The organism is Thauera chlorobenzoica (assembly GCF_001922305.1).
Classification (GTDB): Bacteria; Pseudomonadota; Gammaproteobacteria; order Burkholderiales; family Rhodocyclaceae; genus Thauera; species Thauera chlorobenzoica.
Genome location: NZ_CP018839.1, coordinates 1,338,476 through 1,363,997, shown reverse-complemented (window position 1 = coordinate 1,363,997; position 25,522 = coordinate 1,338,476). Strand labels below are relative to the sequence as shown.

The following is a 25,522-nucleotide window of genomic DNA, read 5'->3' as shown; positions in this document are numbered from 1 at the left end:
CCTCACGTTTTTTTCATTCCCCAGAAGTCCTCCGCCCTCATTCCTTTCGGAGGAACCGTCAGTGCGGCGAAGTAAAGGGCGAAAGCGTCGGCCGCCTTCTTCAGGAACGATTCGGTTTGCTGGGGTGCAGGACCTGTTTCCAGCACCAGTTTCTGGATCAGGCCGACAAGTGAAAAGGCCACCCCATACGGTTTGGCATCGGCTCTTATCAATCCATGCCGCTGAGCACGTGCGATGATTTGGGCTAGGCGGGTAGCGTAGTAGCTGATAAGCATCCGGACCCGCCGCTGAACACCCAGCTCCCCGTCCTGCTCCAGCCAAGACAAAAGGCGCAAGGGGACGGCGGGGTGTCGAGCGATGAACTTCAACTGCCGGTGCAATACGCTCTCCAGTTCCCGTAGCGGGTCGTCTTCACCGCCGCACTTCACTGAGCGAAACAGCCGGCCTCTGACTCTGGCGATGAGCCGTTTCCGGCCACGGCAACTGTCTGTCTGTGGAGACGGCCACCCATCGTCGGCTATGGCGCCGACTGAGGCCAGATATTCCATATCTGCGCGCAGGTAGTAGCGCGTGGTTTCCCACCACCGCTTGAGGTGCTCCTGCCCGGACCAATTCATGCTGTCGTTCGTCATTGTCTCCGCTCCTATGGTTTCTTGGCCAATCAAACCCGCACCCTTTCCGTTCTCGATAAGCTGATTCAGGCGCTCGCCGTAGCGCTGGATGAGGGCCTGCACCATGCGCTTCGCGGGCGTTGATTCGGCGCGCTGGAGTTCGCCAAACATCATCCTCGGCACACCAGGATACTCAGCCATGAAATCGACATGGCTCATGAACATGGCTTCCATCGCTGCCAGGGGCGATTCAACCCCCTGGGTTGAACGATCAATGCGCGCCAAGAGGTGCTCGACAATCCACTCCATGACGGCTTTCCAGATGGCGTCCCTGTTCGGGAAATATCGAAACAAGGCCCCCTGCGTCAGATTCATATGTTTGGCGATAGCGGCGGTCGTGATTTCGCTGGGATTCTGCAAACCGGCCAGTTCGATGACAGCCTTGATGGTCACGGCCCGCCGTTCATGCGTCGGGAGATGCTTCGAATACGCATCCAAGATGGCGCCTTCGTTAAGCTAGTGATTACTTACTATCTTAATCGCGCGAAAGAAAAACGCAAGGGGCGTTATCGATGATGTCAGTATGTGTCTGGCAAACCTGTCTCGAGTCGGCTGGCCTGGGGTGACAGCCTCATGTCCGGATAGCTTCAGGAGGACACCTGGACACTTCACTCATCGAGACCGCCGGATCGCCGCCGTTGGTCCCGGCATGGTCCTGAGTTCAGGGCCGCAGTGATTGGGTTTTGCCGGTAGCCCGACGTTCCGATCACCGCTGTGGTGCAGGCCAATGCTCACAAGGTCAAATATGGTGCGGATGCTGGTGGCCGATGCGAAGCGGACCGTTGTCGGCGAGATGACCACCGCAGGGCACAGCTCCCTGTGTGTGAAGATTGGCCTGTTTCGTGCATGCGACGATGGTTTTGCCCACATGGCACGGCGGAATCCGTGCAGGCGACAATCGCTACGGCGTAGCGATCAGCGAGAGTTGGCCGACGAGCATCGCTGCCCAGTGCGATGCCGGCAGGGCACGGCGGCGGCGGCCTGCAGGGCCTGGCGCTTGTTCAGCCAGTCGAGGATGGGCATGGGCGGGAAATGTTCGCGTCAATGTTAATGTCATTGTAGCCGCAGCCTGCGGCGGCGCGGAGTGCGCCAGCGCAAGACCGACGGGCGAGGATAGCGCATCGCTCCCCGACTTCGGCGGCACGGCGGTGAACAATGCCCCTGCCGCGGCGGGAATCGGGTTTAATCCGGCTTGCCGCCGAAGGTTCACCCGCGCGGACCACTCCATCAACGAACCCCGCTTCCCTCACCCCATGACCGAAACGAACGCTTCCACCCCGCACGTCATCGATCCGCTCGGGGCGATGAACCGCATCTTCGATCACGGTGTCGGCGTGATCCTCGAATCGAACGACTTTCCCACCCTGCTCGCCCACCTGCAGCAGGCCCTGCGCCCGCTCGCCGCGGCCTTCGCCGCCGAGGCCGAAGAAGCCACACCGGGCGACGTGGAGCGCGCCGCCCGCGGCCTGGCCACCCACATCGCGTTCGAACTGTGGAACACGACCCCGATCCCGGCCAACCACTTCCGCCCGCGCAAGCTCGCCCGCCCCGAACGCAACGCCCCTTGCCCCTGCGGCTCCGGGCACAAGTACAAGCAGTGCTGCGGCGCCGTGGATACCCCGCCGCTGGTCCTGCCGCCCGACGAGATGCTCGCGCGCGTGCTCGGCCATCTGCCCCGGGAAGGCCTCGCCGACGTCGGCGCGCCGCCGCAGGTGCTCGGCCTGGTCGCCGAACGCTGGTTCGACGAGCACCGCTGCGATGACGTCGTCGCCTTGCTCGAGCCGCTCTTCGCCGACCCGGCGAAGCTCGACGAGCGTGCCGAACACGCGGCCAACATCCTGCTCAACAGCTACCTCACCTTGCAGCGGCGCGAACAGGGCGACGATCTGCTCGCGCGCCTGAAGAAGGCTCCGGACCGGATCTTGCGCAGCACCGCCCTGCAGCGCGAGGCGGTGATCCTTTCCGACCGTGGCGACCACGCCGGCGCCTGGCAGGCGTTCAAGGAAGCGCAGCGCCTCACCCCGGATGACCCGACGCTGTCGCACCTGGAAGTGCTGTTGCTACTCGCCGACGGCCGGCGCGACGAAGCGCGGGCGCGCGTCGAGTTCTGGTCCGCGAAGCTTGCACGCGACCCCGACTATGACCACCGCCCCCTGATCGAGGCCTTGCACGCCCTGGTCGAGGGCGATGCGATCGGCGACCTGCTCGAGCAGCTGCCGCAGGACTACGCGGAACGCCGCCTGCTGCTGCACATCGCGCTGGAGGACATCGAGCCGCCGATCTGGCGCCGCCTCGAGGTCGAGAACACGCTGAGCTTCGCCGCGCTCCACAACCTGATCCAGACCGCGATGGGCTGGGAGGATGCCCACCTGCACGAATTCGAGGTCGGCGGCTACCGCATCGGCAATATCGCCGAATACGACAACCCGTACGGCGAAACCGTCCTGCCCGGCGAAGAAGTCGAACTCGGCCAGGTGATCGGCCGCCGCAGAAGCTTCACCTATGTGTACGACTTCGGCGACGACTGGCGCCATCGCATCACGATCGAAAAACGCCTGCCGAGCGATCCCCTGCGCAGGCCGGCCGCCCTGATCGACGGCGCGCGCGCCTGCCCGCCCGAGGACTGCGGCGGCGTTTACGGCTACAGTCGCATCCTCGACGCGAAGCGCACGCCGCGCAGCGCCGAGAGCCGCGAACTGCTCCAATGGCTCGGCCCGTACCAGCCCGAGGCCTTCAAGCTCGCCAGTCACCAGAAGCGGATCGACGCCCTGTTCAGGCGCACCCGCTGAAGCCCGCCATGGCCCGCACCCACCCCGAAGGCTGGCGCCTGCTTCCCGCCGAAGGCGCGCGCGGACGCGCACTCGCCACTCTCGCCCGCCTCGCCGCGGCGCTGCCCGACGACAGCACGATCTACCACGGCCTGCACTGGACGCGCGCAGCAGGCGACACGGCGGTGTTCGGCGCGGTCGATTTCGCCGTCGTCGGCGCGGGCGGGCGGGTGCTGCTGATCGAGCAGCACGCCGGCTTTCTCGACGAAACCGCCGCCGGCCTGGTGCCCTCCGGGCGGCGGCGCACGCAGAGCATCAGCATGGCGCTGGCACGCAACGCCGACGCCTTGCGCGCCCGCCTGCGCCCGCTGCTCGGCGATGCCGAACCGGTGCTCGACGTGCTGCTGCACTGCCCCGACCACACCGTGCGCCAGCCGGGCACCGCCGGGCTCGATCCGGCGCGGATCGTCGACGCCGCCCGCCGCGACGCCTTGCCCGAACGCGTCGCCGCGCTGACCCGGCCGCAGGACGGCGACCCGGTGCTCGACCCCGCCCAGCGCCAGGCCCTGCACCGCTTCTTCGCCGACCTGCTGGAACTGGTGCCCGACGTGCAGGCCCACGCCGGCCAGGCCGACGCGCTCACCACCCGGCTCGCCGGCGGACTCACCGAATGGGCGCGCCGGATCACGCTCGCACCGCACCGCCTGCGCGTGACCGCCACCGCCGGCAGCGGCAAGACCCAGCTCGCGCTGGCCGCCTACACCGACGCCCTGGCCGCCGGCCGGCGGCCGCTCTACGTGTGCTACAACCGCCCGCTCGCCGACCACTTCGCGCGCATCGCCCCGCCCGGCGGCGAAGTGGCGACCTACCACCAGCTCTGCGACCGCCGCCTGCGCGACGCCGGGCGCAAGCCCGCGTTCGGCGCGCCCGGCGCATTCCGCCGCATGGAAGCCGACTTCGCCGCACTCGCGCACGACCAGCCCGACCCCGCCTGGCTGTTCGACGAGCTGATCGTCGACGAGGGCCAGGACTTCACCGAAACCTGGCGCGATGCCCTCCTCGCCCTGCTCCAGCCCGGCGGCCGCGCCTGGTGGCTGGAAGACCCGCTGCAGAACCTCTACGGCCGCCCGCCGGTGGCGCTGCCGGGTTGGGCGGGGCTGAGCGCCGACACCAACTACCGCAGCCCGACGGACGTGCTCGCCCTGCTCAACGCCTGCCTGCCGCTGCCCGCACCGGTGCGCGCCGGCAGCCCGGTGACCGACAGCGCGCCCGAAGTGCTCGCCTGGCGGGACGAAGCCGGGCTGATGGAGGCCACCAAGCGCGCGATCACCCGCGCCCTGGGCCTCGGCTTTCGCCGCGAGGAGATCGTGCTGCTGACCTTCCGCGGCCGCGAACACTCGCGCTTCACCACGCTCGCGCAGCTCGGCCCGCATCGCCTGCGTGCCTTCACCGGGCGCTACGACCTCCTCGGCGAGCCCGAGCACTCGCCGGGCGAACTGCGGATCGATTCGGTATACCGCTTCAAGGGCCAGTCCGCGCCCTGCATCCTGTTCACCGAAATCGACTTCGAGGCGATCGACGAGCCCACCCTGCGCAAGCTCTTCGTCGGCGCCACCCGGGCGACGCTGAAGCTGATCCTGGTCGCGTCGGAGCGCGCCGCCGCCCGGCTCGCGCCGGACGCCGCCGCAGCAGCTAAGATGGAAGCATCGGAACTCCCGCACCGAGGCCCATCATGAGCAACAAGCACCGCAATGTCCTGGAGGCGCTGTTCCGCGAGCCGCCGCCGGCCGGGATCCAGTGGCGCGAGGTCGAATCCCTCCTCCACCACCTCGGCGCCCTCGTCGAGCCCGGCCACGGCGCCCGCTTTCGCGTCGTCCTCAACCGCCACGAGTTCCTCCTCCACCACCCGCATCACGGCAACGAGTTCAACCGCCAGGCGGTCAAGCAGCTGCGCGAGTTCCTCGCCGACGCCGGAGTCACGCCCGCGCGCTATGACGCCGAGCGCGCGCACGAGACTGGTTCCTGAGCACGGCGGGGAGGAGCGTTCGATGGCTGCCGAGCGGAACCCGCTCACCGTCTATTACGACGGCGCCTGCCCGCGCTGCGTGCGCGACCGCGCGCGCTACGAACGGCTGGCCGGCGAGCACGCCGCAGACACCTGCTGGGTGGACATCAGCGGCCGCGACGACGAGCTGCGCCGCCGCGGCATCGATCCGCGGGCGGCGCTGCGGGAGCTGCACGTGGCCGACGCCGACGGCCGCGTCCACCGCGAGCTCGATGCCTACATCGTGCTGATGGCACGCACGCCGCAGCTGCGCCCGCTGGCCTGGCTGATCGGCCTGCCGGTGATCCGCCCGCTGCTGTCGTGGCTGTACCGCACGGCCGTGCTCCACCGCCTGCGCGCGAGCGGGCGGCTGTAGCACGGCGGCGGGCGCAACTCGCTCAGCACAGCACCTCGGCGACCGCTTCGACCGCCGCGTCCCGTTCCCCGCCGCCCTCGCCGGGGCGGCCCGCGCGCGCGCTCCACTCCGGGTGGGCGCGCGCGCGCACCAGCGCCGGGGGCAGCGCTCCGCTGCGCCAGCGCTGCACGGCACCGGGGCCGGCGGCGGCGTTGCCTGCGCTCGGCAGCGCCAGGGCGATCGGCGTCATCGCCGCATGGCCCCGCCCTTCGAGCGCGATCAGCAGCGTGCGCTGGCGCAGCGCGACCAGGCGCAGGATGGCGTCGTCCACGGTGAGCTCACGATGGCCCCGCAGTTTCGCCGCGATGCGCTCGCCGTAGTGGCCGAAAGCCTGCCACAGGCCACCCGCCACTGCACCGAGGGCGGCAGCGGCCCCCAGGGTCAGGCCGCCGGCCACCAGGTCGATGCCGAGCCCGGCCGCCGCGCCCGCTGCCGCTCCGGTGCCCAGGCGGATGCCCATCTGGCGCAGGGCCTCGGGGTTGAACAGGTCGTCGTCCCAGCGCCCGTCGGTGAGCGGCAGCTCGCCGGCGCGCGCGTCGTCGGCGCGGAAGCGGTACAGGCGCAGCAGCGCATCGACACAGCCCTGCTCGCGCGCGCGGACCTCGTCGCGCAGCGCGGCCACCGCCTGCTGCAGGGCGGCCTCGTGGTCGCCGGCGACCGGCTCGCGCCGCGCCGCGAGCTCCACCAGCAGTTCGGCCACCAGCCGGCGGGCGGCGCTGCGGCGCTCGCCGGCCTCGCGCGCACGCGCCTCGACCAGACGCTGCAGCGCGTCACGGTGGCCGTGGACGAGGGTGGCGAGGGTGTCGAACAGCTCGCGCTCGCCGTCGAGCGGCGGCGCCACGGTGTCGAAGCCGAGCACCGCATGCAGGCCGAGGCGGGCGAGCGCTGCGCGCCAGTCGGCGGCCCGGGTGGCGGGGGCGGCGACAAAGTTGAGCACCGGCAGCAATGGCCGGGCACAGGCGGCGAGCAGTTCCAGTTCGTCGCGGTGCTTGGGCAGCACCGGGTCGCGCGCATCGACCACGTAGAGCGCGGCGTCGCTCGCCAGCAGCTGGCGCAGCACCTTGGCTTCCTGCTCGAAGCGGGTGCCGGCCTGCGCGGTGGCGAGGAAACGGGCGATGCGCTCGGGGCCGTCGACGCGCTCGCCGGGGGCCACCAGGCCGTCGATGAATTCGAGCAGGGCGATCGCGTCCTCCATGCCCGGGGTGTCGAACAGGGCGAGCGCCGGCATCCCGTCGGCGATCAGCTGCAGGCCCTCGACATGGCGGGTGGTGCCGGCGGCATCGGACACTTCACCGAAGCCGACGTCGCGCGCCAGGGTGCGCAACAGCGAAGTCTTGCCGGTATTGGTGTGGCCGACCACGGCCACGCGCAGGATTTCGCTCATGCCTCGTCCGCCTCCGGATTCTCCAGCCAGGCTCGCACGCGGGCCGCGTCCTCGAACAGCGCCGCCGCATCCAGCCCGATGCGGCCGAGCCCCGCACGCCACTGCGCGGCACGCCCGGCCGGCGCGCCTGTGCCGGCGCACAGCCACACCCGCGTCGCCACCGCCCGCTCGGCGAGCTCCGCGACCAGGCCGAGGGTGCCGCGATCGGGGGTCTGGCGCGCATCGACCGCAACCAGCAGGCGCGCCGGCGGCCGCGCCGCCAGCCGGCCGAGGGCGGCGCGGCGCTGCTCGCGGCTGTCGAGCCGCCCGCCATCCTCCCAGCCACCGCCGGGCATGCGCCCGGCCCCCGTCTCCGCCGCCTCGGCAACGGCCGGCGGCCAGGCGAGGTCGTCGCCGAGCTCGATCGCCACCGCCACGGCAGCGGCACCGTGGCCTGCCGGCGGCGGCGGACGATGCGGACAGGGCAGGGCCGCGGGCGCGGGGTCGCTGACCCCGATGCGCGCGCTGTCGGGCATCAGCACCGCACGCAAGCGGGCATAGCCGGGGCGCGACAGGTCCAGCCGCAGCCGGCGCAGGCCGCGGCGCCACAGCGCGGCGCAGCCGAGGGCGAACAGCAGCCGCGGCAGCACGCCATACACCACCAGCGCCCCCAGCAGCCAGCCCGCCCAGGCCCGCCGGCCGCCCTCTTCGAGCAACGGGGCCTCGCCGCTGGCCGCCACCATCGCCGCATCCGGCACCGGAAAGCCGAGCGCCGCGGGCAGGGCGCCGAGCGCCGCGCTCAGGCCGACGAAGCTGTCCGCGGGCAGGATCGTCGTTTCCCAGACGAAACCGTAGCGCCGCGTCGCCAGCAGCAGCAGCACGCCGAGCGTGGCGCCGAGCAGCGCCGCCAGCCACAGTGCATGGCTGACCGCGCTGACGCCCCAGGCCGCCAGCCGGCCGCGCCCGAGCAGGCCGGCGAGCGCCAGCGGCAGCTCCGCCGCCGCCCGGCTGCGGTCGAGGACGGCCACCAGGCGCAGCCAGCCCCGCCCGAGCACGCCGCCGGCATGGATGCCGCTGCCTCCCCGCATCCGCCCCGACAGCAGCATGCCGGACAGCCACAACAGCAGGCTCAGGCCATGCACCCCGAGCAACCCGCCCAGCGTCCACACCACATTGACCGGGCGCGAGCCGTCCCCGAGCACGCCCGCCGCAGTACCGAAGCCCAGCACCAGCGCCAGCGCCAGCGCGGCCAGCAACAGCAGCCGGGCGCGCCGCTGCCAGGCCAGCAGGGCCGCCCGCCAGCCCTCGCGCGCGCCGATCCGGTCGGCGCGGAGCAGGATGCGGCCTTCGAAATCGGGCGCCGCAGCGGGCGCCGCCGTCGGCTCGGCCGCATCTTCGAGCAGGCCATGCTGTTCTTCGTGCCGACGGACGACTTCAGCCAGCCAGCGGGCTTCGAACGGGGAGAGGGGCGGCGAGGGGGAGGCAGGCAAGGTCAAGGCAATACGGCGGCAGGGCAATGGCGACAGGATAACAACCTGCGCCCTGCGCTGCAGCGCCAGCGCGCCAGGCGGTGCGCCCCGGCGTCACCCCTCCCATGCCCGGTCGGGGCGCCAGTGCCCGACCCAGGCCTGCAGTTCGGCGCCGGGCATCGGCCGGGCGATGCCGTAGCCCTGCGCCTGTTCGCACCCCAGCGCCAGCAGCATCGTGCCGTGCTCGACGGTCTCGACCCCTTCGGCGATCACCGTGCGGCCGAACACCCGCGCCAGGCCGATGACGCCCTCGACGATGGCGCGGTCCTCGGCATCGACCAGCATGTCGCGCACGAAGCTCTGGTCGATTTTCAGCACCTGCGCCGGCAAGGCCTTGAGGTAGGACAGCGAGGAATAGCCGGTGCCGAAGTCGTCGACCGCGAACGCCACCCCCAGCTCGCGGCACTCGCGGATGAGCGCGGAGACGTGCGCCAGATCCTCCAGCGCCGCGGTCTCGACGACTTCGAGCTTGAGCGCATGGCGCGGCAGCTGCGGGCAGGTGTCCAGATGTGCGCACAGCCGGGAAACGAAGTCGGTGCGCAGCAGGTGGCGGGCGGCGATGTTGACGCTGACCTGCAGCTCGAGCCCCTCGCGCCGCCAGGCTTCGAGCTGGGCAAGCGCGGTCGCGATCACCCAGTCGCCGAGTTCGACGATCAGGTCGCTGTCCTCGATCAGGGGGAGGAACTCGGCCGGCGCGAGCAGGCCGCGCTGCGGATGCAGCCAGCGCACCAGCGCTTCGGCGCCGAGCACGCGCCCGGAACGCATGTCGACCTGGGGCTGGTAGTGGAGGACGAGTTCCTGGTCGCGCAGGGCCTGGGCAATCCGCGCCTGGCGCTCGGTGCGCTCGCGCACGCAGCGGTCGTGCTCGGTGTCGAAGACGTGGAAGCGGTTGCGCCCGCCCTGCTTGGCCAGGTACATCGCCTGGTCGGCATGGCGCAGCAGGGTGTCGGTATCGGCGTCGTCGCGCGGATACAGCGCCGCCCCCAGGCTGGCCGAAACCGCGACTTCGCTGCCGCCCACCCGCAGCGGCTGCGCCACGGCGACGAGGACCCGCCGCAGCGCGGCCTCGACCGCGCCGGTGTCGCCCAGCCCCTGCAGCAGCAGCACGAACTCGTCGCCGCCGATGCGGGCCACGGTGTCGTCACCGCGCACACAGCCCTTCAGGCGGCGGGCGACCTCGATCAGCACGCCATCCCCTTCCTGGTGGCCGAAGCGGTCGTTGACCGGCTTGAAGCCGTCCAGATCCAGATAGCAGACCGCGAGCAGGGTGCCGGCACGGTCGGCCTGGGCCACGGCCTGCCGCATGCGGTCGAAGAGCAGCGCGCGGTTGGGCAGACCGGTGAGCAGGTCGTGGCTGGCGATGTAGCGCAGTTCGTCCTGGTGCGCCTTGCGCTGGGCGATGTCGCGCACGAAGACGCCGATTTCCTCATCACGGCGCAGGCAGGTCGCCGTCACCTCGACTTCGACGACGCTGCCGTCCTTGCGCCGCCAGTGCGTCTCGAAGCGGTCGTTGCCGGTGGCGAAGATGCGCCGGGTGTGAGCGGCGGCTTCATCCGCGGACTCCTGCGCCTCGAAGCGGCTCAGGCTGCTGCCGAGGATTTCCTCGCGGAGGTAGCCGGTCAGCGTGCACAAAGCGGCATTGCATTCGCGCACCCGTCCGTCCGCGCCGACGGCGAGAAATCCATCCATCGCCAGATTGATCACGCTTGCATGGCGCTCGATGGCACGCCTGGCGGCGGAGATATCGGCGATCACGCCGACGAGGCCGCGCTCCGCCCCCTGCCCATCCTGAAAACGGCGCCCGGTCAGGTGCCCCCAGAATTCGCTGCCGTCGGCGCGCAGGTAGAGCCGCTCGAGGTCCACCGCAGCGATCTTGCTCGCGAGCAACGCCCGCATCCGTTCGCGCCCGGTGTCGCGCTCGGCCGGATGAATATGGGCGACATACTCGCTGCCGATGATCTGCGCCAGCGGATGGCCGAACATTTCCGCCATCCGGCGGTTGGCATGGGTGATGACGCCGTCCCGATCGACGAGGAAGATCGCGACGCTGGCGGTGTCGAGGATGTCGCTCAGCAGCGATTCGCGCTCCCGGAGCGCGATCTCGACACGCTTGCGCGCGGTGATGTCGGTGGACACGCCGAGGACGCCGACGACGGTGCCGTCGTCATCGAACAGGGGCTGCTTGACGGCCTGGAAATAGCGGGTTTCGCCGCTGCGGGCGACGACGTTGCGCTCCTCGCCTTCGATCCGGACCGCCTCCTCGATCACCCGGCGGTCGTGGTCGCGGAGGTCTTTCGAGAGCGAAAGGTCGAAAAACCGCTCGTCGGTGCGGCCGAGGATGTCTTCCGCAGCGGCGCCGAACAGCTCGGACACCATCCGGTTGACGTAGGTGTAGCGCCCATCCAGGTCCTTGATGAAGACATGCGCCCCGACATGGTCGAGAGCCTTGCGCAGGCGGAGAACCTCGGCCTCACTCTGGCCCCGATCTGGGTGCGGACGACTCATAGGCGGGCGACGGAGAAATCGATGGACGGGGTACTACGCTACCAGAATTCGATCCGGCGATCGAACTACGGATGGCGGCCACAGGGGCGCAGGAAGGACGCGCTCGGGCAGCGACAGCCAGCGCCCGCAAAGAACTTGATCGAGATCATTCTTCGGCCGGCAACAGAGGCTAGTCTCCCGGATTCGGACGCCCTGTCCTCACCCCCGCCCTTTGCCGAGACGCCATGCGCACCCGACTGAAAACGTCCTTCCTCCCGCTGCTGTTCGCCGCCCTGGGCACAGCCGTCCACGCCGCGGAGCTGTCCTGCCCCGATCTGAAGGAGGCGGTGCAGGTCGCCGCCTGCCCGACCGATGCCGAACTCCGCTTCACCTTCATGGGGTATTGCTCGGACAACGCCCGCCTGTACGGCCGCGACGTGCTGACCTGTGCCAGTTTCGAGAATTACCGCGCGGTGAAGAACATCGCGCTGTGGGAATCGGCCGACGGCGGCTTCAGCGGCTATCTGTCGTGCAACGTTCCGCCGGAGCAGATCCGCGCCTCGCCGGCGCTGCGCATGAAAGTGGAGCGCCAGAAGAACCTGACCCGGCTGATCTGCGACTACGACAACGACCACCGCCTGGAGCAGCGCAGCAAGGCGGCCTGCACCGTGCAGGCCGCCGATTGCAGCACCGGAGCCTGCCGCGCGACCTGCGAGTGAGCACCGCCGCCACCGGCGCGGGTGCCCCTGCCGCCGCCCGCCGGAACCGGTTCAGCCCGGTGTCGCCGGCTGCTGCCCGATGAAGGCGGCCAGCATCGCCGCGACCTCGTCCCGCGCCAGGTCGCGGACGATGAAGACGAGGCGGCTGCAGCGCTCGTCGTAGGGCGGCTGCGAGGGCCACGCCGGCAGGCTGGCGGCGGGATAGACGCTGTGCTGCACGCACTGCAGCACCCGCGGCAGCGGGTCGCCGGCGACGTCGAGCAGGCCCTTGATGCGCAGGATGCGCCCGCCATGGAGCTGGAGGAGCAGCGCCAGGGCGTCGGAAAATTCGTACCACGGCAGCGGCGCGTCGAAGCGCAGGACGAAGCTGTGCACCCCGCCGCCGTGGCGCGACACGGCCTCGCCGCCCGGCACCGGAAGCGCGCCATGCACCGCCGCCTCCCCCAGCCAGGCGGTGACGTCCGGCGCCTTGCCGGCGGCATCGTACAGGCCACAGTCGAACAGCTCGGCGGCGGCGACCGCACCGCCGCGCACGTCCACCTGGCGTGCCCCGGGGTTGAGCAGGGCGAGGCGAGCGGCCACCGCCGCGCGCGCCGCCGCATCGGCGAGGTCGCACTTGGTGAGCAGCAGGCGGTCGGCCATCGCCACCTGGCGCACCGCCTCGTTGTGCACGGCGAGCTGGGCCAGGGCATGGGTCACATCCACCGCGGCGACCACGCCGTCGATGCGGTAGCGCTCGGCGAGGAAGGGCTCGGCCATCAGAGTGTGGATCAGCGGCGCCGGGTCGGCCAGTCCGGTGGTCTCGATCAGCACCCGGCGCAGGCTTTTCAGCTCGCGCCGCAGCGCGCGCATGAACAGCCCTTTCAGCGCCCGCACCAGATCGCCGCGGACGCTGCAGCAAAGGCAGCCCGAATCGAGCACGATCAGGGTCTCGTCGACCTTTTCCACCAGATGGTGGTCGACGGCGACTTCGCCGAACTCGTTGATCAGCACCGCGCAGCCTTCCATCCGCGGCTGGCGCACCAGGTGGTTGAGCAGCGTGGTCTTGCCCGCGCCGAGAAAGCCGGTGAGCACGGTGACGGGAATGCGGCGGTCGTCGGGGCGGGGGGCGTTGTCGTTCATGTCCGGGGTCCTGGTGGTGCGCACAAAGGCCAGGTGGGCGGCCCGGCGGAGCGCAGAGCCATTTTCACACTCCGGGCGATGCGCCGGCGAGCGCCAGGGTATCAGGCTGCGGCCGGCAGCGCGGCTGCGCCGTCCCCCGCCACGCCGGCCAGGCAAGCGGTGCGGCGGAACAGGTGACGGTAGAGGAAGCCCTGGACGTGGTCGAAGCCGATCGCGGCGGCGAACGCGCGCTGCCATTCGTGCTCGATGCCTTCCAGCACCGTCTGCTTGCCGCACTCGCGGGCGAAGGCGACCAGGTGGCGCAGTGCGGCGACGCGCACCGGATCGTCCGGGTGCAGGGTCCACGAGCGGTCGAACTTGAGGAAATCGACCGCGAGCAGGATCGGCAGCGACAGCATCGTGCGCGGCGCGCCGATGTCGTCGAGGGCGAGCTCGACCGGGGTGCCGGCGAAGGCGGCGACCATCGCGTCGCTGAGATCGGCATCGTTGATGCTGCTGTTCTCGATGATCTCGACCACCACGCCGGGGCGGGCGGCGAGCAGCGCCACCAGCGGGTGGGACTCGTCGGCGGCGGCGACCTGGAAGGCGTCGGGGTCGAGATTGACGAACAGGCGCCCCGCCTCCCGCGGCGCGTGGGCGAGCTGCAGGCGCTTCATTTCGTACTCGACCTGGAACAGGCTCAGCGGGCTGCTGTGGAGCGAATCGAACACCTGCTGCGGAGCGAGCGCGCGCCCGTGCGCGTCATAAAAGCGCGCCAGCGCCTCGTAGCCGATGATCGCCCCATCGGCGAGCGCAAGGACGGGCTGGTACTCGACACCGAAACGGCGCTGCTCGATCAGTTCGAGCAGCGCCTGGGCAGGCAGTCGCGGATGCATGGGCACCTCTAGTAATGAGAATGCTTCGCATTTTATACCAGCCGACTACGATCGGCGTCGAATTCGGTGCCTGCCGATGACGACGGTTCTACTGCCAGCCACCGCCGAGCGCCTTGTACAGTGCGACGCGGTTGGTCGCATCCGACAAGCGGGTGGCGATCAGTTCCAGCTCGGCGGCATACAGGCTGCGTTGGGCGTCGAGCAGGCTCAGGTAACTGTCCACCCCGCCCCGGTAACGCGCCTCGGACAGTTCGAAGCTGCGCCTCGCCGCCGCCGCCAGCCGGCGCCGGGCGTCGAGCTGCTCGGCCAGAGTGGCGCGCTCGGCAAGGGCGTCGGCGACCTCGCGGAAGGCGGACTGGATCGCCTTTTCGTACTCGGCGACCTGGATGTCGCGCTGGATTTCGGCCACGTCGAGGCTGGCCTGCAGGCGGCCGGCCTCGAAAATCGGCAGGCGGATCTGCGGCACGAAGCTCCACGCCCGCGAGCCGCTCTCGAATAGGCCGTCGAGCGCGGTGCTGGCGCTGCCGGCGCTGGCGGTGAGGCTGATGCGCGGGAAGAAGGCCGCGCGCGCCGCGCCGATGCTGGCGTTGGCCGCCTGCAGCGCACGTTCGGCCTGAAGGATGTCGGGGCGACGGGCCAGCACTTCGGACGGCAGCCCGGCGGGCAGCTCGGCGACCGCGGCGACGTCCCCGCCGAGCGCCTGCGGCAGCAGTGCGGCCGGCACCGCGACGCCGACCACGAGGGCGAGCGCATTCTCGTCCTGCGCCACCTGCGCCGTGTAGCGCGCGGCGTCGGCGCGCGCGCCCTGGAGCAGGGTCTCGGCCTGGTGCAGGTCGAGCGCCGACACCGCGCCGAGCTCGAAGCTGCGCCGGGTCAGCTCGTAGGACTTCTGCCGGGTTTCGACCGTGTTGCGCGCCAGCGCCAGGCGCTCGCGGTCGGCCCCCAGGCGCAGCCAGGCGCCGGCGACCTCGGCGACGAGGCTGATGTGCGCGCTGCGGCGCGCCTCCTCGGTGCCGAGATAGGTCTGCAAGGCCTGCTCCTCGAGGCTGCGCACGCGGCCGAAGAAGTCGAGCTCGTAGGCGGCGAAGCCGAGGCTGGCGCTGTACTGGCGGCTCACGGTCGATTCGCCGCCGGCGCTGAACGCGCCCGGCGCGCGCTGCGCGTTCTGGCCGCCGCTCAGCGCGATCGAGGGGAACAGCTCGGCGCGCTGGATGCCGTACTGGGCGCGGGCACGTTCGATGGCGAGCGCGGCGACGCGCAGGTCGCGGTTGTTCTCCAGCGCGAGCGCGATCAGCTCGCGCAGGCGCGGATCGGCGAAGTAGTCGCGCCAGGCGATGGCATCGACCGCGGGCGCGGCAGGAGCGGTGGCCGGCGCGTGCGGGAAGCTCGCCGCCACCGGCGCCGCCGGGCGCTCGTAGGCGGGAATCAGCGAGCAGGCGCCGAGCATGGCGGCGGCGAGCGCCAGCCCCACGCCGCGCAACGCCCGGCGCGCACCGCGCAACGCCTGCGGCGCGGACACGGTGGCTTGTGCAGCGAAGTCATTCATTTCAACGTTCCTCCTGGGCAGCCGGCGCGGCGGCCTCTTTCCTCGGCTTGTCCGGGAAAACGCGCTTGATCGCGACGTAGAACAGCGGCACGAAGAAGATCCCGAGCGCGGTCGCGGCGATGGTGCCGCCGAGCACGCCGGTGCCGATCGCGTTCTGGCTGCCGGCGCCGGCGCCGGTGGCGATCGCCAGCGGCAGCACGCCGAAGCCGAAGGCGAGCGAAGTCATCAGGATCGGGCGCAGGCGCATGCGCACCGCGGCTAGGGTGGCGGCGACCAGGTCCTTGCCTTCTTCCATCTGCGCCTTGGCGAACTCGACGATCAGGATCGCGTTCTTCGACGACAGGCCGATGGTGGCGAGCAGGCCGACCTGGAAGTAGATGTCGTTCGACAGCCCGCGCCCGCTGGCGGCGAGCAGCGCGCCGAGCACGCCGAGCGGCACCACCAGCATCACCGCGAACGGCACCGACCAGCTCTCGTACAGCGCCGCCAGGCACAGGAACACCACCAGCAGCGACAGCGCGTACAGCGCCGGCGCCTGCGAGCCGGAGCGGCGTTCCTCGTAGGAGGTGCCCGACCAGTCGTAGCCGATGCCGGCGGGCAGCTTCGCCATGATCTCCTCCACCGCCGCCATCGCCTCGCCGGACGACAGTCCGGGCGCGGCCTGGCCGAGGATCTCCAGCGACGGCTGACCGTTGAAGCGCTCCAGGCGCGGCGAGCCGTAGGTCCAGTGCGAAGTGGCGAAGGCCGAGAACGGCACCATCTCGCCGGCCTTGTTGCGCACGTACCACTTGCCGAGATCCTCCGGGGTCATCCGCGCCGGCGCGTCGCCCTGCAGATAGACCTTCTTGATCCGGCCGCGGTCGAGGAAGTCGTTGATGTAGCTGCCACCCCAGGCGGTCGACAAGGTGTCGTTGATGTCGGCGATCGACAGCCCGAGCGCGCCGGCCTTGGCGTGGTCGATGTCGAGCTTGAGCTCGGGCATGTCCTCCTGGCCGTTGGGGCGCACCCCGGTCAGGCGCGGGTCCTGCGCCGCCATGCCGAGGAACTGGTTGCGCGCGCCGAGCAGGGCGTCGTGGCCGAGGCCGGAGCGGTCCTGCATCTGCACGGTGAAGCCGCCCGAGGTGCCGAGCTCGATCACCGCCGGCGGCACGAAGGCGAACACCATCGCCTCGCGGATCTGCGCGAACGCGCCCATCGCCCGCCCGGCGACCGACTTCACGTCCAGCCCCGGCGCCTGGCGCTCGTCCCAGTGCTTGAGGTTCACGAAGCCGATGCCCATGTGCTGGCCGCTGCCGCCGAAGGAAAAGCCGGCGACGGTGAACAGCGCGCGCACGGTGTCCTTCTCGTTCTCGAGGAAGTGGTGTTCGACCTTCTTCAGCACGTCCAGCGTGCGCTCCTGGGTAGCGCCGGCAGGCAGCACCACCTGGGTGAACATCACCCCCTGGTCCTCCTCGGGCAGGAAGGAGGTCGGCATGCGGGCGAACAGCAGGCCGAGCACGGCGACGATGGCGACGTAGATCGCGAGGAAGCGCACGCTGCGCTTGACGATGCCGCCGACGGCGGATTCGTAGCGCCGCGTGCTGCGCTCGAACTTGACGTTGAACCAGTGGAAGAAGCGGCCGAACAGGCCGCCTTCGCCATGCTCGTGGCCCTTTTCCACCGCCTTCAGCAGGGTCGCGCACAGCGCCGGGGTGAACACGATCGCCACCAGCACCGACAGCGCCATCGCCGAGACGATGGTGATCGAGAACTGGCGGTAGATGACGCCGGTCGAGCCGCCGAAGAAGGCCATCGGCACGAACACCGCGGAGAGCACCAGGCCGATCCCGATCAGCGCGCTGGTGATCTGGTCCATCGAGCGCTTGGTCGCCTCCTTGGGCGGCAGCCCCTCCTCGCTCATCACCCGCTCGACGTTCTCGACCACGACGATGGCGTCATCCACCAGCAGGCCGATCGCCAGCACCATGCCGAACATGGTCAGGGTGTTGATCGAGAAGCCGAACGCCGCCATCAGGCCGAACGTGCCGAGCAGCACCACCGGGATCGCCATCGTCGGGATCAGCGTGGCGCGGAAGTTCTGCAGGAACAGGTACATCACCAGGAACACCAGCGCCACCGCCTCGATCAGCGTCATCACCACCGATTCGATCGAGATCTTGACGAAGGGCGTGGTGTCGTAGGGCACGACGTACTTCACCCCGGCGGGGAAGTAGCGCTGCATCTCGTCAAGGCGGGTGCGCACCGCGGTCGCGGTATCGAGCGCGTTGGCCCCCGACGCGAGGCGGATGCCGACGCCGGCGGCGGGCTGGCCGTTGAAGCGCGCCACGGTGCCGTAGTTCTCGGCGCCGATCTCGACGCGGGCGACGTCCTTCAGGCGCACTTCGCCGCCCTGCGTGCTGCTGCGCAGCAGGATGTCCTCGAACTCGGCCGCGGTCTGCAGCCGGCTCTGCGCGGTGATCGTGGCGGTGAAGCCCTGGCCCGGAAGCGCCGGCGTGCCGCCGAGCTGGCCCGCCGACACCTGGGTGTTCTGCGCCAGCAGCGCGCTGCGCACATCACCCGGAGTGAGGCGGTAGTTGGTCAGTTTTGCCGGATCGACCCACACCCGCATCGCGTACTGGGCGCCGAACACGGTCACTTCGCCGACGCCGTCGACGCGCGACAGCGGGTCCTGCACCGAGGACACGAGGAAGTCCGACAGGTCGGTGCCCGACAGGGTGTTGTCCTCCGACACGAAGCCGACCACCATGAGGAAGTTCATCGCCGACTTGGCGACCGTCACCCCCTGCTGCTGCACCGCCTGCGGCAGCAGCGGCAGCGCGGTCTGGATCTTGTTCTGCACCTGGACCTGGGCGATGTCCGGGTCGGTGTCGGCGGAGAAGGTCAGCGTGGTCGAGGCGTTGCCATAGGCGTCGCTGGTCGACTTCATGTACAGCAGGCCGTCGAGGCCGGTCAGCTTCTGCTCGATGATCTGCGTCACCGAGTCTTCCACCGCCTTCGCCGAAGCGCCCGGGTACTTGGCGTTGATGACGATCGCCGGGGGCGCGATCGACGGGTACTGGGACACCGGCAGCTGCTGGATCGAGAGCGCTCCCGCCAGCATGATGACGATCGCGATGACCCAGGCGAAGATGGGTCGGTCGATGAAGAAACGGGCCATGGCGCCGACCTCACCGCGCCGGGGCGGCCGGCGCCGCCCCCGCTTCCTGGGCCTGCACCGGCGCACCGGGACGGATCTTCTGCAGGCCTTCGACGATGACACGCTCGCCGCCGGCGAGGCCGCCGGTGATCACCCAGCGTTCGCCGAACGACTGCGCGACCGTCACCGGGCGCGCCTCGGCCTTGCCTTCGCCATCGACCACCATCACCAGCGCGGTGCCGCGCGCATCGCGCGACAGCGCCGCGTGCGGCACCAGGATCGCGTCGCTGCGCACGCCCTGCGGCAGGCGTGCGCGCACGTACATGCCGGGCAGCAGCTCGCCCTTCGGGTTGGGAAAGCGCGCCCGCAAGGTGACGCTGCCGGTGCCCTCGTCGACGGTGACTTCGGCCACCGCGAGACGGCCTTCGGCGGCGTACTCGCTGCCGTCTTCGAGAATGAGCTTCACCGGCACCTCTCCCTTCGCCCCCGCCTGCAGGCGGCCGGCGGCGATTTCACGGCGCAGGCGCAGCAGCTCAACGCTCGACTGGGTGAGGTCGACGTAGATCGGATCGAGTTGCTGCACGGTGGCGAGCACGGCGTCCTGGTTGGCGGTGACGAGCGCGCCCGGGGTCACCGCCGAGCGGCCGATGCGCCCCGTGATCGGCGACTTCACCCGGGTGTAGTCGAGATCGATCTTCGCCTTCTCCAGCGCCGCCTTCGCCGCCGCGACCTCGGCGCGCGCCTGGCCGAGCGCGGCGGCAGCGTCGTCGTTGGCCTGGCGGCTGACGGCCTCGATCCTGACCAGCTCGGCGTAGCGCTCGGCCTTCAGGCGCGCGGCATGGAGGTTGGCCTCGGCGCGGGCGAGGTCGGCCGCGGCGCTGGCATGCGCGGCCTGGTAGGGAGCGGGGTCGATCTGGTACAAGACCTGCCCGGCCTTGACCTCGCTGCCCTCGGTAAACGGGCGCTCCTTGACAATGCCGGTGACCTGGGGACGCAGTTCGGCGATCAGGTAGGGCGCGGTACGGCCAGGAAGCTCCGCCACCATCGGCACGGCCTCGGCCTGCACCGTGACGACGGTGACCATCGGCGCCGGCGGCGGCGCCGAGCGGGCCGCGGCACCGGGTTCACCGCCGCTGCAGGCGGCGAGCAGGGTCGCGCTCAGCGCGGCGACGGCAAGGGAATCGAGAAGCGGGGTGCGACGGGTCTGCATAAGGGCCTCTCCGCACGAGGACCAGGCGACGCTGCCGGCTCGGGACCGGCAGCGACAAACCAGATCACTCGAATGGTCATTCTAGATTGAACGCTCATTCTATGTTAGCCTTTGCTGTAATGCAAGATACGCGTGCGCCCGCCGCGCGCCCAGGAGAACCCGCGATGCCCGTCCCGCCCCATTCCGCCACCGAGCAGCCACGCGCCGAAGCGCGCCGTCAGCAGATCCTGTGCGCCGCCGCCCAGTGCTTTCGCGAGCACGGCTTCCACGGCGCCAGCATCGCGCAGATTTCCAAGACCGCGGGCATGAGCGCGGGCCATATCTATCACTACTTCGAGAACAAGGAAGCGATCATCGCCGCGATCGTGGCGCAGGATCTGGAAGATCTGCTGACCCTGACGGCAGAGCTTCGTTCGGCCAGCAACGTGCGCGCAGCGATGATCGAGCGCGTGGCCGAGGGCGTGCTCGATCAGCTCGATCCGCTGCGCGCCGGGCTGAAGCTGGAAATCGTCGCCGAAGCGGCACGCAACCCGCGCGTGGCGCAGATCGTGCGCGATGCCGACATCGCCTGCCGGCGCGGGCTCGCCGACACCATCCGCGACATCCGCCGCGCCGCCGGCCACGCCGACGACGAGGCCGCGATCGCGAGCATGGTCGAGGTCCTGGCGACGCTGTTCGAAGGCCTGCTGCTACGCAGCATCCGCAATCCCGGGATCGACCACGCGCAGGTGATCCGCCGCATCCAGGCCGCGGTCAACGACCTCCTCGACCAGGCCTCGTGATCCCCGTATCGACCAACATCCACGCCGCCCGCAGCATCAGCCAACCACTCGCACACAGACCAAGCAGCGCCTGCCCCCTCTCCCGCCCGGGGCAGGCTCAATGCGCCTCGTCCCAGTTCTCCCCCGCACCGACCTCCACCAGCAGCGGCACCTCCAGCACCGCAACCTCGCCCATCAGCCGCGGCAGCTCGGCGCGGACCAGCTCGAGCTCGGCCTTCGGCACTTCCAGCACCAGTTCGTCATGGACCTGGAGAACCAGTTTCGACTTCAGCGCCGACCCCGCCAGCCAGCGGCTGACCGCGATCATCGCCTTCTTGATCAGGTCGGCCGCGGTGCCCTGCATCGGCGCGTTGATCGCCGCACGCTCGGCGGCCTGGCGGCGGCCGGCCTGCTGGGCGCGGATCTCGGGCAGGTAGAGCCGGCGGCCGAACACGGTCTCGACGTAGCCCTGCGCCTTGGCCTCGGCCTTGATCCGTTCCATGTAGTCGGCCACCCCGGGGTAGCGCGCGAAGTAGCGGTCGATCCAGCCCTGCGCGGCGGCGCGCTCGATGCCGAGGTTCTTCGCCAGGCCGTGCGCGCTCATGCCGTAGATGAGGCCGAAGTTGATCACCTTGGCGTAGCGGCGCTGCTCGCTCGTGACTTCGGCCGGGGTGCAGCCGAAGACCTCGGCGGCGGTGGCGCGGTGCACGTCCTCGCCGTGGGCGAAGGCTTCGAGCAGGCGGGCGTCGCCCGACAGGTGGGCCATGATCCGCAGCTCGATCTGCGAATAGTCGGCGGAGACGATCAGGTGCTCGCGCGGGGCGATGAAGGCGGCGCGGATGCGGCGGCCCTCGGGCGTGCGGATCGGGATGTTCTGCAGGTTGGGCTCGGAACTCGACAACCGCCCGGTGACCGCGGTGGCCTGCGAGAAGCTGGTGTGCACGCGGCCGGTGTGCGGATCGACCATGCGCGGCAGCTTGTCGGCGTAGGTGCTCTTGAGCTTGGACAAGCTGCGGTGTTCGAGCAGCAGCTTCGGCAGCGGGTAGTCCTCGGCGAGCTGGGTGAGCACGTCCTCGTCGGTGGACGGCTGGCCGGTGGCGGTCTTCTTCACCACCGGCAGGCCGAGCTTGGCGAACAGGATCTCGCCGAGCTGCTTGGGCGAGCCGAGGTTGAAGGGCTGGCCGGCGAGGGCGTGCGCCTCGCGTTCGAGCGCATGCAGGCGGCGGCCGAGCTCCTCGCCGTGTTGGGCGAGGAGGAAGGGGTCGATCAGCACCCCGGTCCGTTCCATCTCGAGCAGCACCGACAGCACCGGCAGCTCGAGGTCGCGATACAGCGCGGCCAGCCGCGGCGCAGCCTCGAGCTGCGGCCACAGCTTGCGGTGCAGGCGCAGGGTGAGGTCGGCATCTTCGGCGGCGTACTCGGTGGCGCGCTCGATCGCGACCTCGTCGAAGCCGATCTGTTTGGCGCCCTTGCCGCAGACCTCGGTGTAGGGAATCGCCGTCAGGCCGAGGTGGCGACGGGCGAGCGAATCGAGGTCGTGGGTCTTGTCGCTTTCGAGCACGTAGGATTCAAGCAGGGTGTCGTGGGCGATGCCGCGCAGGGTGATGCCGTGGTTGGCGAGCACGTGGGCGTCGTACTTCAGGTTCTGGCCGAGCTTGGGGTGCGCATCGGACTCGAGCCAGGGCCGGAGCTTGTCCAGCACGTCGGCGAGCACCAGCTGCGCCGACACGTCCTGGCCACGATGCGCCAGCGGCAGGTAGGCGGCCTCGCCCGGGGCGATCGCGAACGACATCCCGACCAGCTTTGCCGCCATCGGGTCGAGGCTGGTGGTCTCGGTGTCGAAGGCGGTGAGCCCGGCGGCGCCGATCTTCGCCAGCCAGGCATCGAACGTGGGCCAGTCGAGGATCGCGACGTAGCCGCTGCGGTGGGCGCCGGGGGCGCACGGCGGATCGTCCGCCGCGTCAGCGGGCTCAGCGGGCTCAGCGGGCTCAGCGGGCTCAGCGGCGAAGCGGCGCGCCTCGGTCGCCGCCTTGGCGTCGGCGACGCTCGCCGCACCCGCCACTGCACCATCGAGGTCCTTCAGCCAGCCACGGAACTCGAAGCGCTCGTACAGCGCGCGCAACGCCGCCTTGTCGTCGTCGCGCGCAGGCAGCTCATCGAGCGTCAGCGGCAGGGCGACGTCGGTCGCCACCGTCACCAGGCGCCGCCCCAGGGGCAGAAAATCCAGGTGCCGGCGCAGGTTGTCGCCGACCTTGCCGCCGACCTTGGCGGCGTTGGCCACCAGGGCGTCGAGGCTGCCGTACTCGGTGAGCCACTTCACCGCCGTCTTCGGCCCGCACTTCTCGACCCCGGGCACGTTGTCCACCGTGTCGCCGACCAGCGCCAGATAGTCGACGATGCGCTCGGGCGGCACGCCGAACTTGGCGGTGACCCCGGCTTCGTCGAGCACTTCCTCGCTCATCGTGTTGACCCAGCGCACCCCCGGGCGCACGAGCTGGGTGAGGTCCTTGTCGCCGGTCGAGATCACCACCTCCCAGCCGCGCTCGAGCGCCTGGCGGGTCAGCGTGCCGATGACATCGTCGGCCTCGACCCCATCGACCGCCAGCAGCGGCCAGCCCTCGGCCTGCACCGCCGCGTGCAGCGGTTCGATCTGGGCGCGCAGGTCGTCGGGCATCGGCGGACGGTGCGCCTTGTAGTCGGGATACCAGTCGTCGCGGAAGGTCTTCCCCTTGGCATCGAACACGCAGGCGCGGAATTCGGCCTTGTAGTCGCTTTCGAGCCGACGTAGCATCGACAGCACGCCCCGGATCGCCCCCGTCGGCTCGCCCTGCGAGTTGCGCAGGTCGGGCAGCGCATGGAAGGCGCGGTAGAGGTAGCTGGAACCATCGACAAGAAGCAAAGTGGGCATGCTGGAAAAGTCCTTGCGGGAAAACCGGGCGATCGAAGCAGGGTCAACAGGGTGAGGCGGCACGGAACATCGGCGCACCGCCCCGGACCGCACCCCGCAGCCGGCGCTGATCGGCGCACGGACAGCGCATCCGGCGGGCACGCGCGAAGAGCCAGTCCCCACCACACGAGAACAACATGACCGCGAAAGAAAAACTCCCCCGCAGCGTGCCGGACGGCACCGCGCCGCGCTACAACGCGCGCGAGTCCTGGCGAATCTTTGGAATTATGGCAGAGTTCGTCGAGGCCACCGAACGCCTGTCGGCGATCCGCCCGGCGGTATCGATCTTCGGCAGCGCACGCACGCCGCCGGACCACATGTACTACATGCTCACCGAGAAAATCGCCCGCCTGCTGTCGGACTCGGGCTTCGCGGTGATCTCGGGCGGCGGCCCCGGGATCATGGAAGCGGCGAACAAGGGCGCCTTCTTCGGCAAGAGCCCCTCGGTGGGGCTCAACATCCAGCTCCCGCTCGAGCAGGGCGCCAACCCCTACCAGGACATCTCGCAGACCTTCCAGCACTTCTTCGCACGCAAGTTCATGTTCGTGAAGTTCGCCGCGGCCTACGTGGTGATGCCGGGCGGTTTCGGCACGCTCGACGAGCTGCTCGAAGCGATGACGCTGATCCAGACCAAGAAGAGCCGGCGCATCCCGATCATCCTGGTCCACGGCCCGTTCTGGAAAGGCCTGCTCGACTGGCTGCGCGACCGCCTCGTCATCGAAGGCATGATCAACCGCGAAGACCTCGACCTGGTGCAGGTCATCGACAAACCCGAAGAGGTGGTCGAGGCGATCTTCAAGCATTACGAGCGCCGCGGTTTCCAGCCCCTGCCGGCAGAGCACGAGATGATGCTCAATCTTTGAGCGGCGCAGCACCGGCGCGCGGCCGGCAAATCGTCGGCACGCGGCCCCGGGCGCCGAAAGCGCCCGCGAAACGGCTAGAATCCAGCCATATCCAGGAGAACACCATGCGCCGCACCCTGACCGCCCTGCTGCTCGCCGCTGCCCTGCCCGCGTTCGCCCAGCAGCCCCCGGCCCTCGAACCGATTCCCGAACCGCCGCCGATGCCGGCCGACAGCGAAGCCATCGACGAGCCCGAAGTCACCATCGTCAAGCGCGGCGAGGACACCGTCACCGAATACCGCATCCGCGGCAGGCTCTACATGGTCAAGGTCACGCCGCCGCACGGCGTGCCCTACTACCTGATCGACAGGGAAGGCAACGGCCAGATGGTGCGCGACGACAGCGCGCCGACGCTGGCGGTGCCGATGTGGGTGGTCAAGTCCTGGTGAGCACGTCCCCCCGCACCGCCGCCGTCCCCCGCGGGGAGGCAGGGCGCGTGCGCAGCTTCGCCCCGGTGTTCCGCGCCGACGCCCGGGTCCTGGTGCTCGGCAGCATGCCGGGCGCGGCCTCGCTGGCGGCGGCGCAGTACTATGCCCACCCGCGCAATGCCTTCTGGTCGATCATGGGCGCCCTGTTCGGCGCCGGGCCGCAGCTGCCCTACACCGACCGGCTGGAGCGGCTGGTCGCCGCGGGGGTCGCCCTGTGGGATGTGATCGGCAGCTGCGCGCGTGCCGGCAGCCTCGACAGCGCGATCGCCCCCGACAGCGTCGTGCCCAACGATTTCGTCGCCCTGTTCGCGGCCTGCCCGCAGCTCAGCGCGGTCTTTTTCAACGGCGCCGCCGCCGAGGCCGCTTTCCGCCGCCACGTCCAGCGTGCTGCTGCCACCCCACCCCTGCGCCTTGCCCGCCTGCCGTCGACCAGTCCGGCCCATGCCGCGCGCGGCTTCGAGGCCAAGCTCGAAGCCTGGCAGACGCTGCGGGCCGCGGCGGCCGGCGATGACCCGGCGCCGACCCGCGCACCGGCCCGCGGCGGCACCTCGCCCAAGGCCGCACGCGCCCTCGCCGCCTGAGCCGACCGCCGCCCACCCCGG

At 70.4% G+C, this 25,522-nt stretch carries 19 protein-coding genes; 9 read left to right on the top strand and 10 right to left on the bottom strand.

Annotation, left to right across the window (positions count from 1 at the left end; all coding sequences use genetic code 11):
* Window positions 1-2: 2 nt before the first annotated feature.
* Window positions 3-1,064: a TetR/AcrR family transcriptional regulator gene (locus Tchl_RS18435; RefSeq protein WP_232311673.1), complete on the bottom strand. Its 1,062-nt coding sequence runs from the start codon at window positions 1,062-1,064 to the stop codon at window positions 3-5.
* Between the two features lie 860 nt (window positions 1,065-1,924).
* Here Tchl_RS18435 and Tchl_RS06450 point away from each other — a divergent pair.
* The 4 genes from Tchl_RS06450 to Tchl_RS06435 are packed head-to-tail and all read left to right on the top strand — an operon-like array spanning window position 1,925 to window position 5,859.
* Entirely contained in the window at window positions 1,925-3,460 is a 1,536-nt protein-coding gene (locus Tchl_RS06450; RefSeq protein ID WP_075147674.1) for an IS1096 element passenger TnpR family protein, read from the top strand.
* 8 nt (window positions 3,461-3,468) lie between these two features.
* Window positions 3,469-5,175 (top strand): ATP-binding domain-containing protein, encoded by a 1,707-nt coding sequence (locus tag Tchl_RS06445; protein ID WP_075147673.1) that lies wholly within the window; start codon window positions 3,469-3,471, stop codon window positions 5,173-5,175.
* Window positions 5,172-5,465 (top strand): type II toxin-antitoxin system HicA family toxin, encoded by a 294-nt coding sequence (locus Tchl_RS06440; RefSeq protein ID WP_075147672.1) that lies wholly within the window; start codon window positions 5,172-5,174, stop codon window positions 5,463-5,465. The genes Tchl_RS06445 and Tchl_RS06440 overlap by 4 nt, the downstream gene beginning before the upstream one ends.
* A 22-nt stretch (window positions 5,466-5,487) precedes the next feature.
* Complete coding sequence (locus Tchl_RS06435; RefSeq protein ID WP_075147671.1) at window positions 5,488-5,859, top strand: thiol-disulfide oxidoreductase DCC family protein; 372 nt, start codon at window positions 5,488-5,490, stop codon at window positions 5,857-5,859.
* A gap of 22 nt (window positions 5,860-5,881) precedes the next feature.
* On the opposite strand, the gene Tchl_RS06430 is transcribed toward Tchl_RS06435, so the two are convergent.
* The 3 genes from Tchl_RS06430 to Tchl_RS06420 form a co-directional block, all read right to left on the bottom strand.
* Complete coding sequence (locus Tchl_RS06430) at window positions 5,882-7,282, bottom strand: GTPase/DUF3482 domain-containing protein (RefSeq protein WP_075147670.1); 1,401 nt, start codon at window positions 7,280-7,282, stop codon at window positions 5,882-5,884.
* Complete coding sequence (locus Tchl_RS06425) at window positions 7,279-8,757, bottom strand: DUF2868 domain-containing protein (RefSeq protein WP_232311672.1); 1,479 nt, start codon at window positions 8,755-8,757, stop codon at window positions 7,279-7,281. Before Tchl_RS06425 ends, Tchl_RS06430 begins: the two co-directional genes overlap by 4 nt.
* Before the next feature lie 87 nt (window positions 8,758-8,844).
* On the bottom strand, window positions 8,845-11,295 hold the full coding sequence (locus tag Tchl_RS06420) for a sensor domain-containing protein (protein ID WP_075147669.1): 2,451 nt from the start codon (window positions 11,293-11,295) through the stop codon (window positions 8,845-8,847).
* 224 nt (window positions 11,296-11,519) lie between these two features.
* On the opposite strand from Tchl_RS06420, the gene Tchl_RS06415 reads away from it, so the two are divergent.
* Window positions 11,520-11,993, top strand: coding sequence for a hypothetical protein (locus Tchl_RS06415; RefSeq protein ID WP_075147668.1), 474 nt, complete (start codon window positions 11,520-11,522; stop codon window positions 11,991-11,993).
* Window positions 11,994-12,044: 51 nt separating this feature from the next.
* Here the strand turns inward: Tchl_RS06415 and Tchl_RS06410 are convergent, their stop codons facing one another.
* The 5 genes from Tchl_RS06410 to Tchl_RS06390 all read right to left on the bottom strand — a co-directional run bounded on the left by Tchl_RS06410 (window position 12,045) and on the right by Tchl_RS06390 (window position 19,882).
* On the bottom strand, window positions 12,045-13,115 hold the full coding sequence (locus Tchl_RS06410) for a CobW family GTP-binding protein (RefSeq protein ID WP_075147667.1): 1,071 nt from the start codon (window positions 13,113-13,115) through the stop codon (window positions 12,045-12,047).
* 101 nt (window positions 13,116-13,216) lie between these two features.
* A complete protein-coding gene (locus Tchl_RS06405; protein ID WP_075147666.1) occupies window positions 13,217-13,990 on the bottom strand; it encodes an EAL domain-containing protein in 774 nt (257 codons plus the stop codon).
* Between the two features lie 88 nt (window positions 13,991-14,078).
* Window positions 14,079-15,437 carry an AdeC/AdeK/OprM family multidrug efflux complex outer membrane factor gene (gene adeC / locus Tchl_RS06400; RefSeq protein ID WP_232311715.1) on the bottom strand — a complete coding sequence of 453 codons (1,359 nt, stop codon included), beginning with the start codon at window positions 15,435-15,437 and terminating at the stop codon, window positions 14,079-14,081.
* Between the two features lie 100 nt (window positions 15,438-15,537).
* Window positions 15,538-18,693 carry an efflux RND transporter permease subunit gene (locus Tchl_RS06395; protein WP_075147665.1) on the bottom strand — a complete coding sequence of 1,052 codons (3,156 nt, stop codon included), beginning with the start codon at window positions 18,691-18,693 and terminating at the stop codon, window positions 15,538-15,540.
* Window positions 18,694-18,703: 10 nt separating this feature from the next.
* The gene (locus Tchl_RS06390) at window positions 18,704-19,882 is read right to left on the bottom strand and encodes an efflux RND transporter periplasmic adaptor subunit (RefSeq protein WP_075147664.1); all 1,179 of its coding nucleotides are present in this window, start codon (window positions 19,880-19,882) and stop codon (window positions 18,704-18,706) included.
* A 164-nt stretch (window positions 19,883-20,046) separates the two neighbouring features.
* Here Tchl_RS06390 and Tchl_RS06385 point away from each other — a divergent pair, with 164 nt between their 5' ends.
* On the top strand, window positions 20,047-20,664 hold the full coding sequence (locus Tchl_RS06385) for a TetR/AcrR family transcriptional regulator (RefSeq protein WP_075147663.1): 618 nt from the start codon (window positions 20,047-20,049) through the stop codon (window positions 20,662-20,664).
* Window positions 20,665-20,761: 97 nt separating this feature from the next.
* Here the strand turns inward: Tchl_RS06385 and polA are convergent, their stop codons facing one another.
* Window positions 20,762-23,551 (bottom strand): DNA polymerase I, encoded by a 2,790-nt coding sequence (gene polA / locus Tchl_RS06380; protein WP_075147662.1) that lies wholly within the window; start codon window positions 23,549-23,551, stop codon window positions 20,762-20,764.
* A 176-nt stretch (window positions 23,552-23,727) separates the two neighbouring features.
* Here polA and Tchl_RS06375 point away from each other — a divergent pair, with 176 nt between their 5' ends.
* From Tchl_RS06375 to Tchl_RS06365, 3 genes are all read left to right on the top strand, one after another.
* Window positions 23,728-24,453 carry an LOG family protein gene (locus tag Tchl_RS06375; protein ID WP_075147661.1) on the top strand — a complete coding sequence of 242 codons (726 nt, stop codon included), beginning with the start codon at window positions 23,728-23,730 and terminating at the stop codon, window positions 24,451-24,453.
* 104 nt (window positions 24,454-24,557) lie between these two features.
* Window positions 24,558-24,881, top strand: a complete 324-nt coding sequence (locus tag Tchl_RS06370) for a DUF2782 domain-containing protein (protein ID WP_075147660.1) — start codon at window positions 24,558-24,560, stop codon at window positions 24,879-24,881.
* A 47-nt stretch (window positions 24,882-24,928) separates the two neighbouring features.
* The gene (locus Tchl_RS06365; protein WP_075147659.1) at window positions 24,929-25,501 is read left to right on the top strand and encodes a DNA-deoxyinosine glycosylase; all 573 of its coding nucleotides are present in this window, start codon (window positions 24,929-24,931) and stop codon (window positions 25,499-25,501) included.
* Window positions 25,502-25,522 lie beyond the last annotated feature (21 nt).

Coding starts and splice junctions, on each gene's coding strand:
- Tchl_RS06395 (WP_075147665.1), bottom strand. CDS start 18,693: ATGGCCCGTTTCTTCATCGACCGACCCATCTTCGCCTGGGTCATCGCG.
- Tchl_RS06405 (WP_075147666.1), bottom strand. CDS start 13,990: ATGCATCCGCGACTGCCTGCCCAGGCGCTGCTCGAACTGATCGAGCAG.
- Tchl_RS06375 (WP_075147661.1), top strand. CDS start 23,728: ATGACCGCGAAAGAAAAACTCCCCCGCAGCGTGCCGGACGGCACCGCG.
- Tchl_RS06440 (WP_075147672.1), top strand. CDS start 5,172: ATGAGCAACAAGCACCGCAATGTCCTGGAGGCGCTGTTCCGCGAGCCG.
- Tchl_RS06390 (WP_075147664.1), bottom strand. CDS start 19,882: ATGCAGACCCGTCGCACCCCGCTTCTCGATTCCCTTGCCGTCGCCGCG.
- Tchl_RS06435 (WP_075147671.1), top strand. CDS start 5,488: ATGGCTGCCGAGCGGAACCCGCTCACCGTCTATTACGACGGCGCCTGC.
- Tchl_RS06430 (WP_075147670.1), bottom strand. CDS start 7,282: ATGAGCGAAATCCTGCGCGTGGCCGTGGTCGGCCACACCAATACCGGC.
- Tchl_RS06370 (WP_075147660.1), top strand. CDS start 24,558: ATGCGCCGCACCCTGACCGCCCTGCTGCTCGCCGCTGCCCTGCCCGCG.
- Tchl_RS06450 (WP_075147674.1), top strand. CDS start 1,925: ATGACCGAAACGAACGCTTCCACCCCGCACGTCATCGATCCGCTCGGG.
- polA (WP_075147662.1), bottom strand. CDS start 23,551: ATGCCCACTTTGCTTCTTGTCGATGGTTCCAGCTACCTCTACCGCGCC.
- Tchl_RS06445 (WP_075147673.1), top strand. CDS start 3,469: ATGGCCCGCACCCACCCCGAAGGCTGGCGCCTGCTTCCCGCCGAAGGC.
- adeC (WP_232311715.1), bottom strand. CDS start 15,437: ATGCTCGGCGCCTGCTCGCTGATTCCCGCCTACGAGCGCCCGGCGGCG.
- Tchl_RS06410 (WP_075147667.1), bottom strand. CDS start 13,115: ATGAACGACAACGCCCCCCGCCCCGACGACCGCCGCATTCCCGTCACC.
- Tchl_RS06385 (WP_075147663.1), top strand. CDS start 20,047: ATGCCCGTCCCGCCCCATTCCGCCACCGAGCAGCCACGCGCCGAAGCG.
- Tchl_RS06420 (WP_075147669.1), bottom strand. CDS start 11,295: ATGAGTCGTCCGCACCCAGATCGGGGCCAGAGTGAGGCCGAGGTTCTC.
- Tchl_RS06415 (WP_075147668.1), top strand. CDS start 11,520: ATGCGCACCCGACTGAAAACGTCCTTCCTCCCGCTGCTGTTCGCCGCC.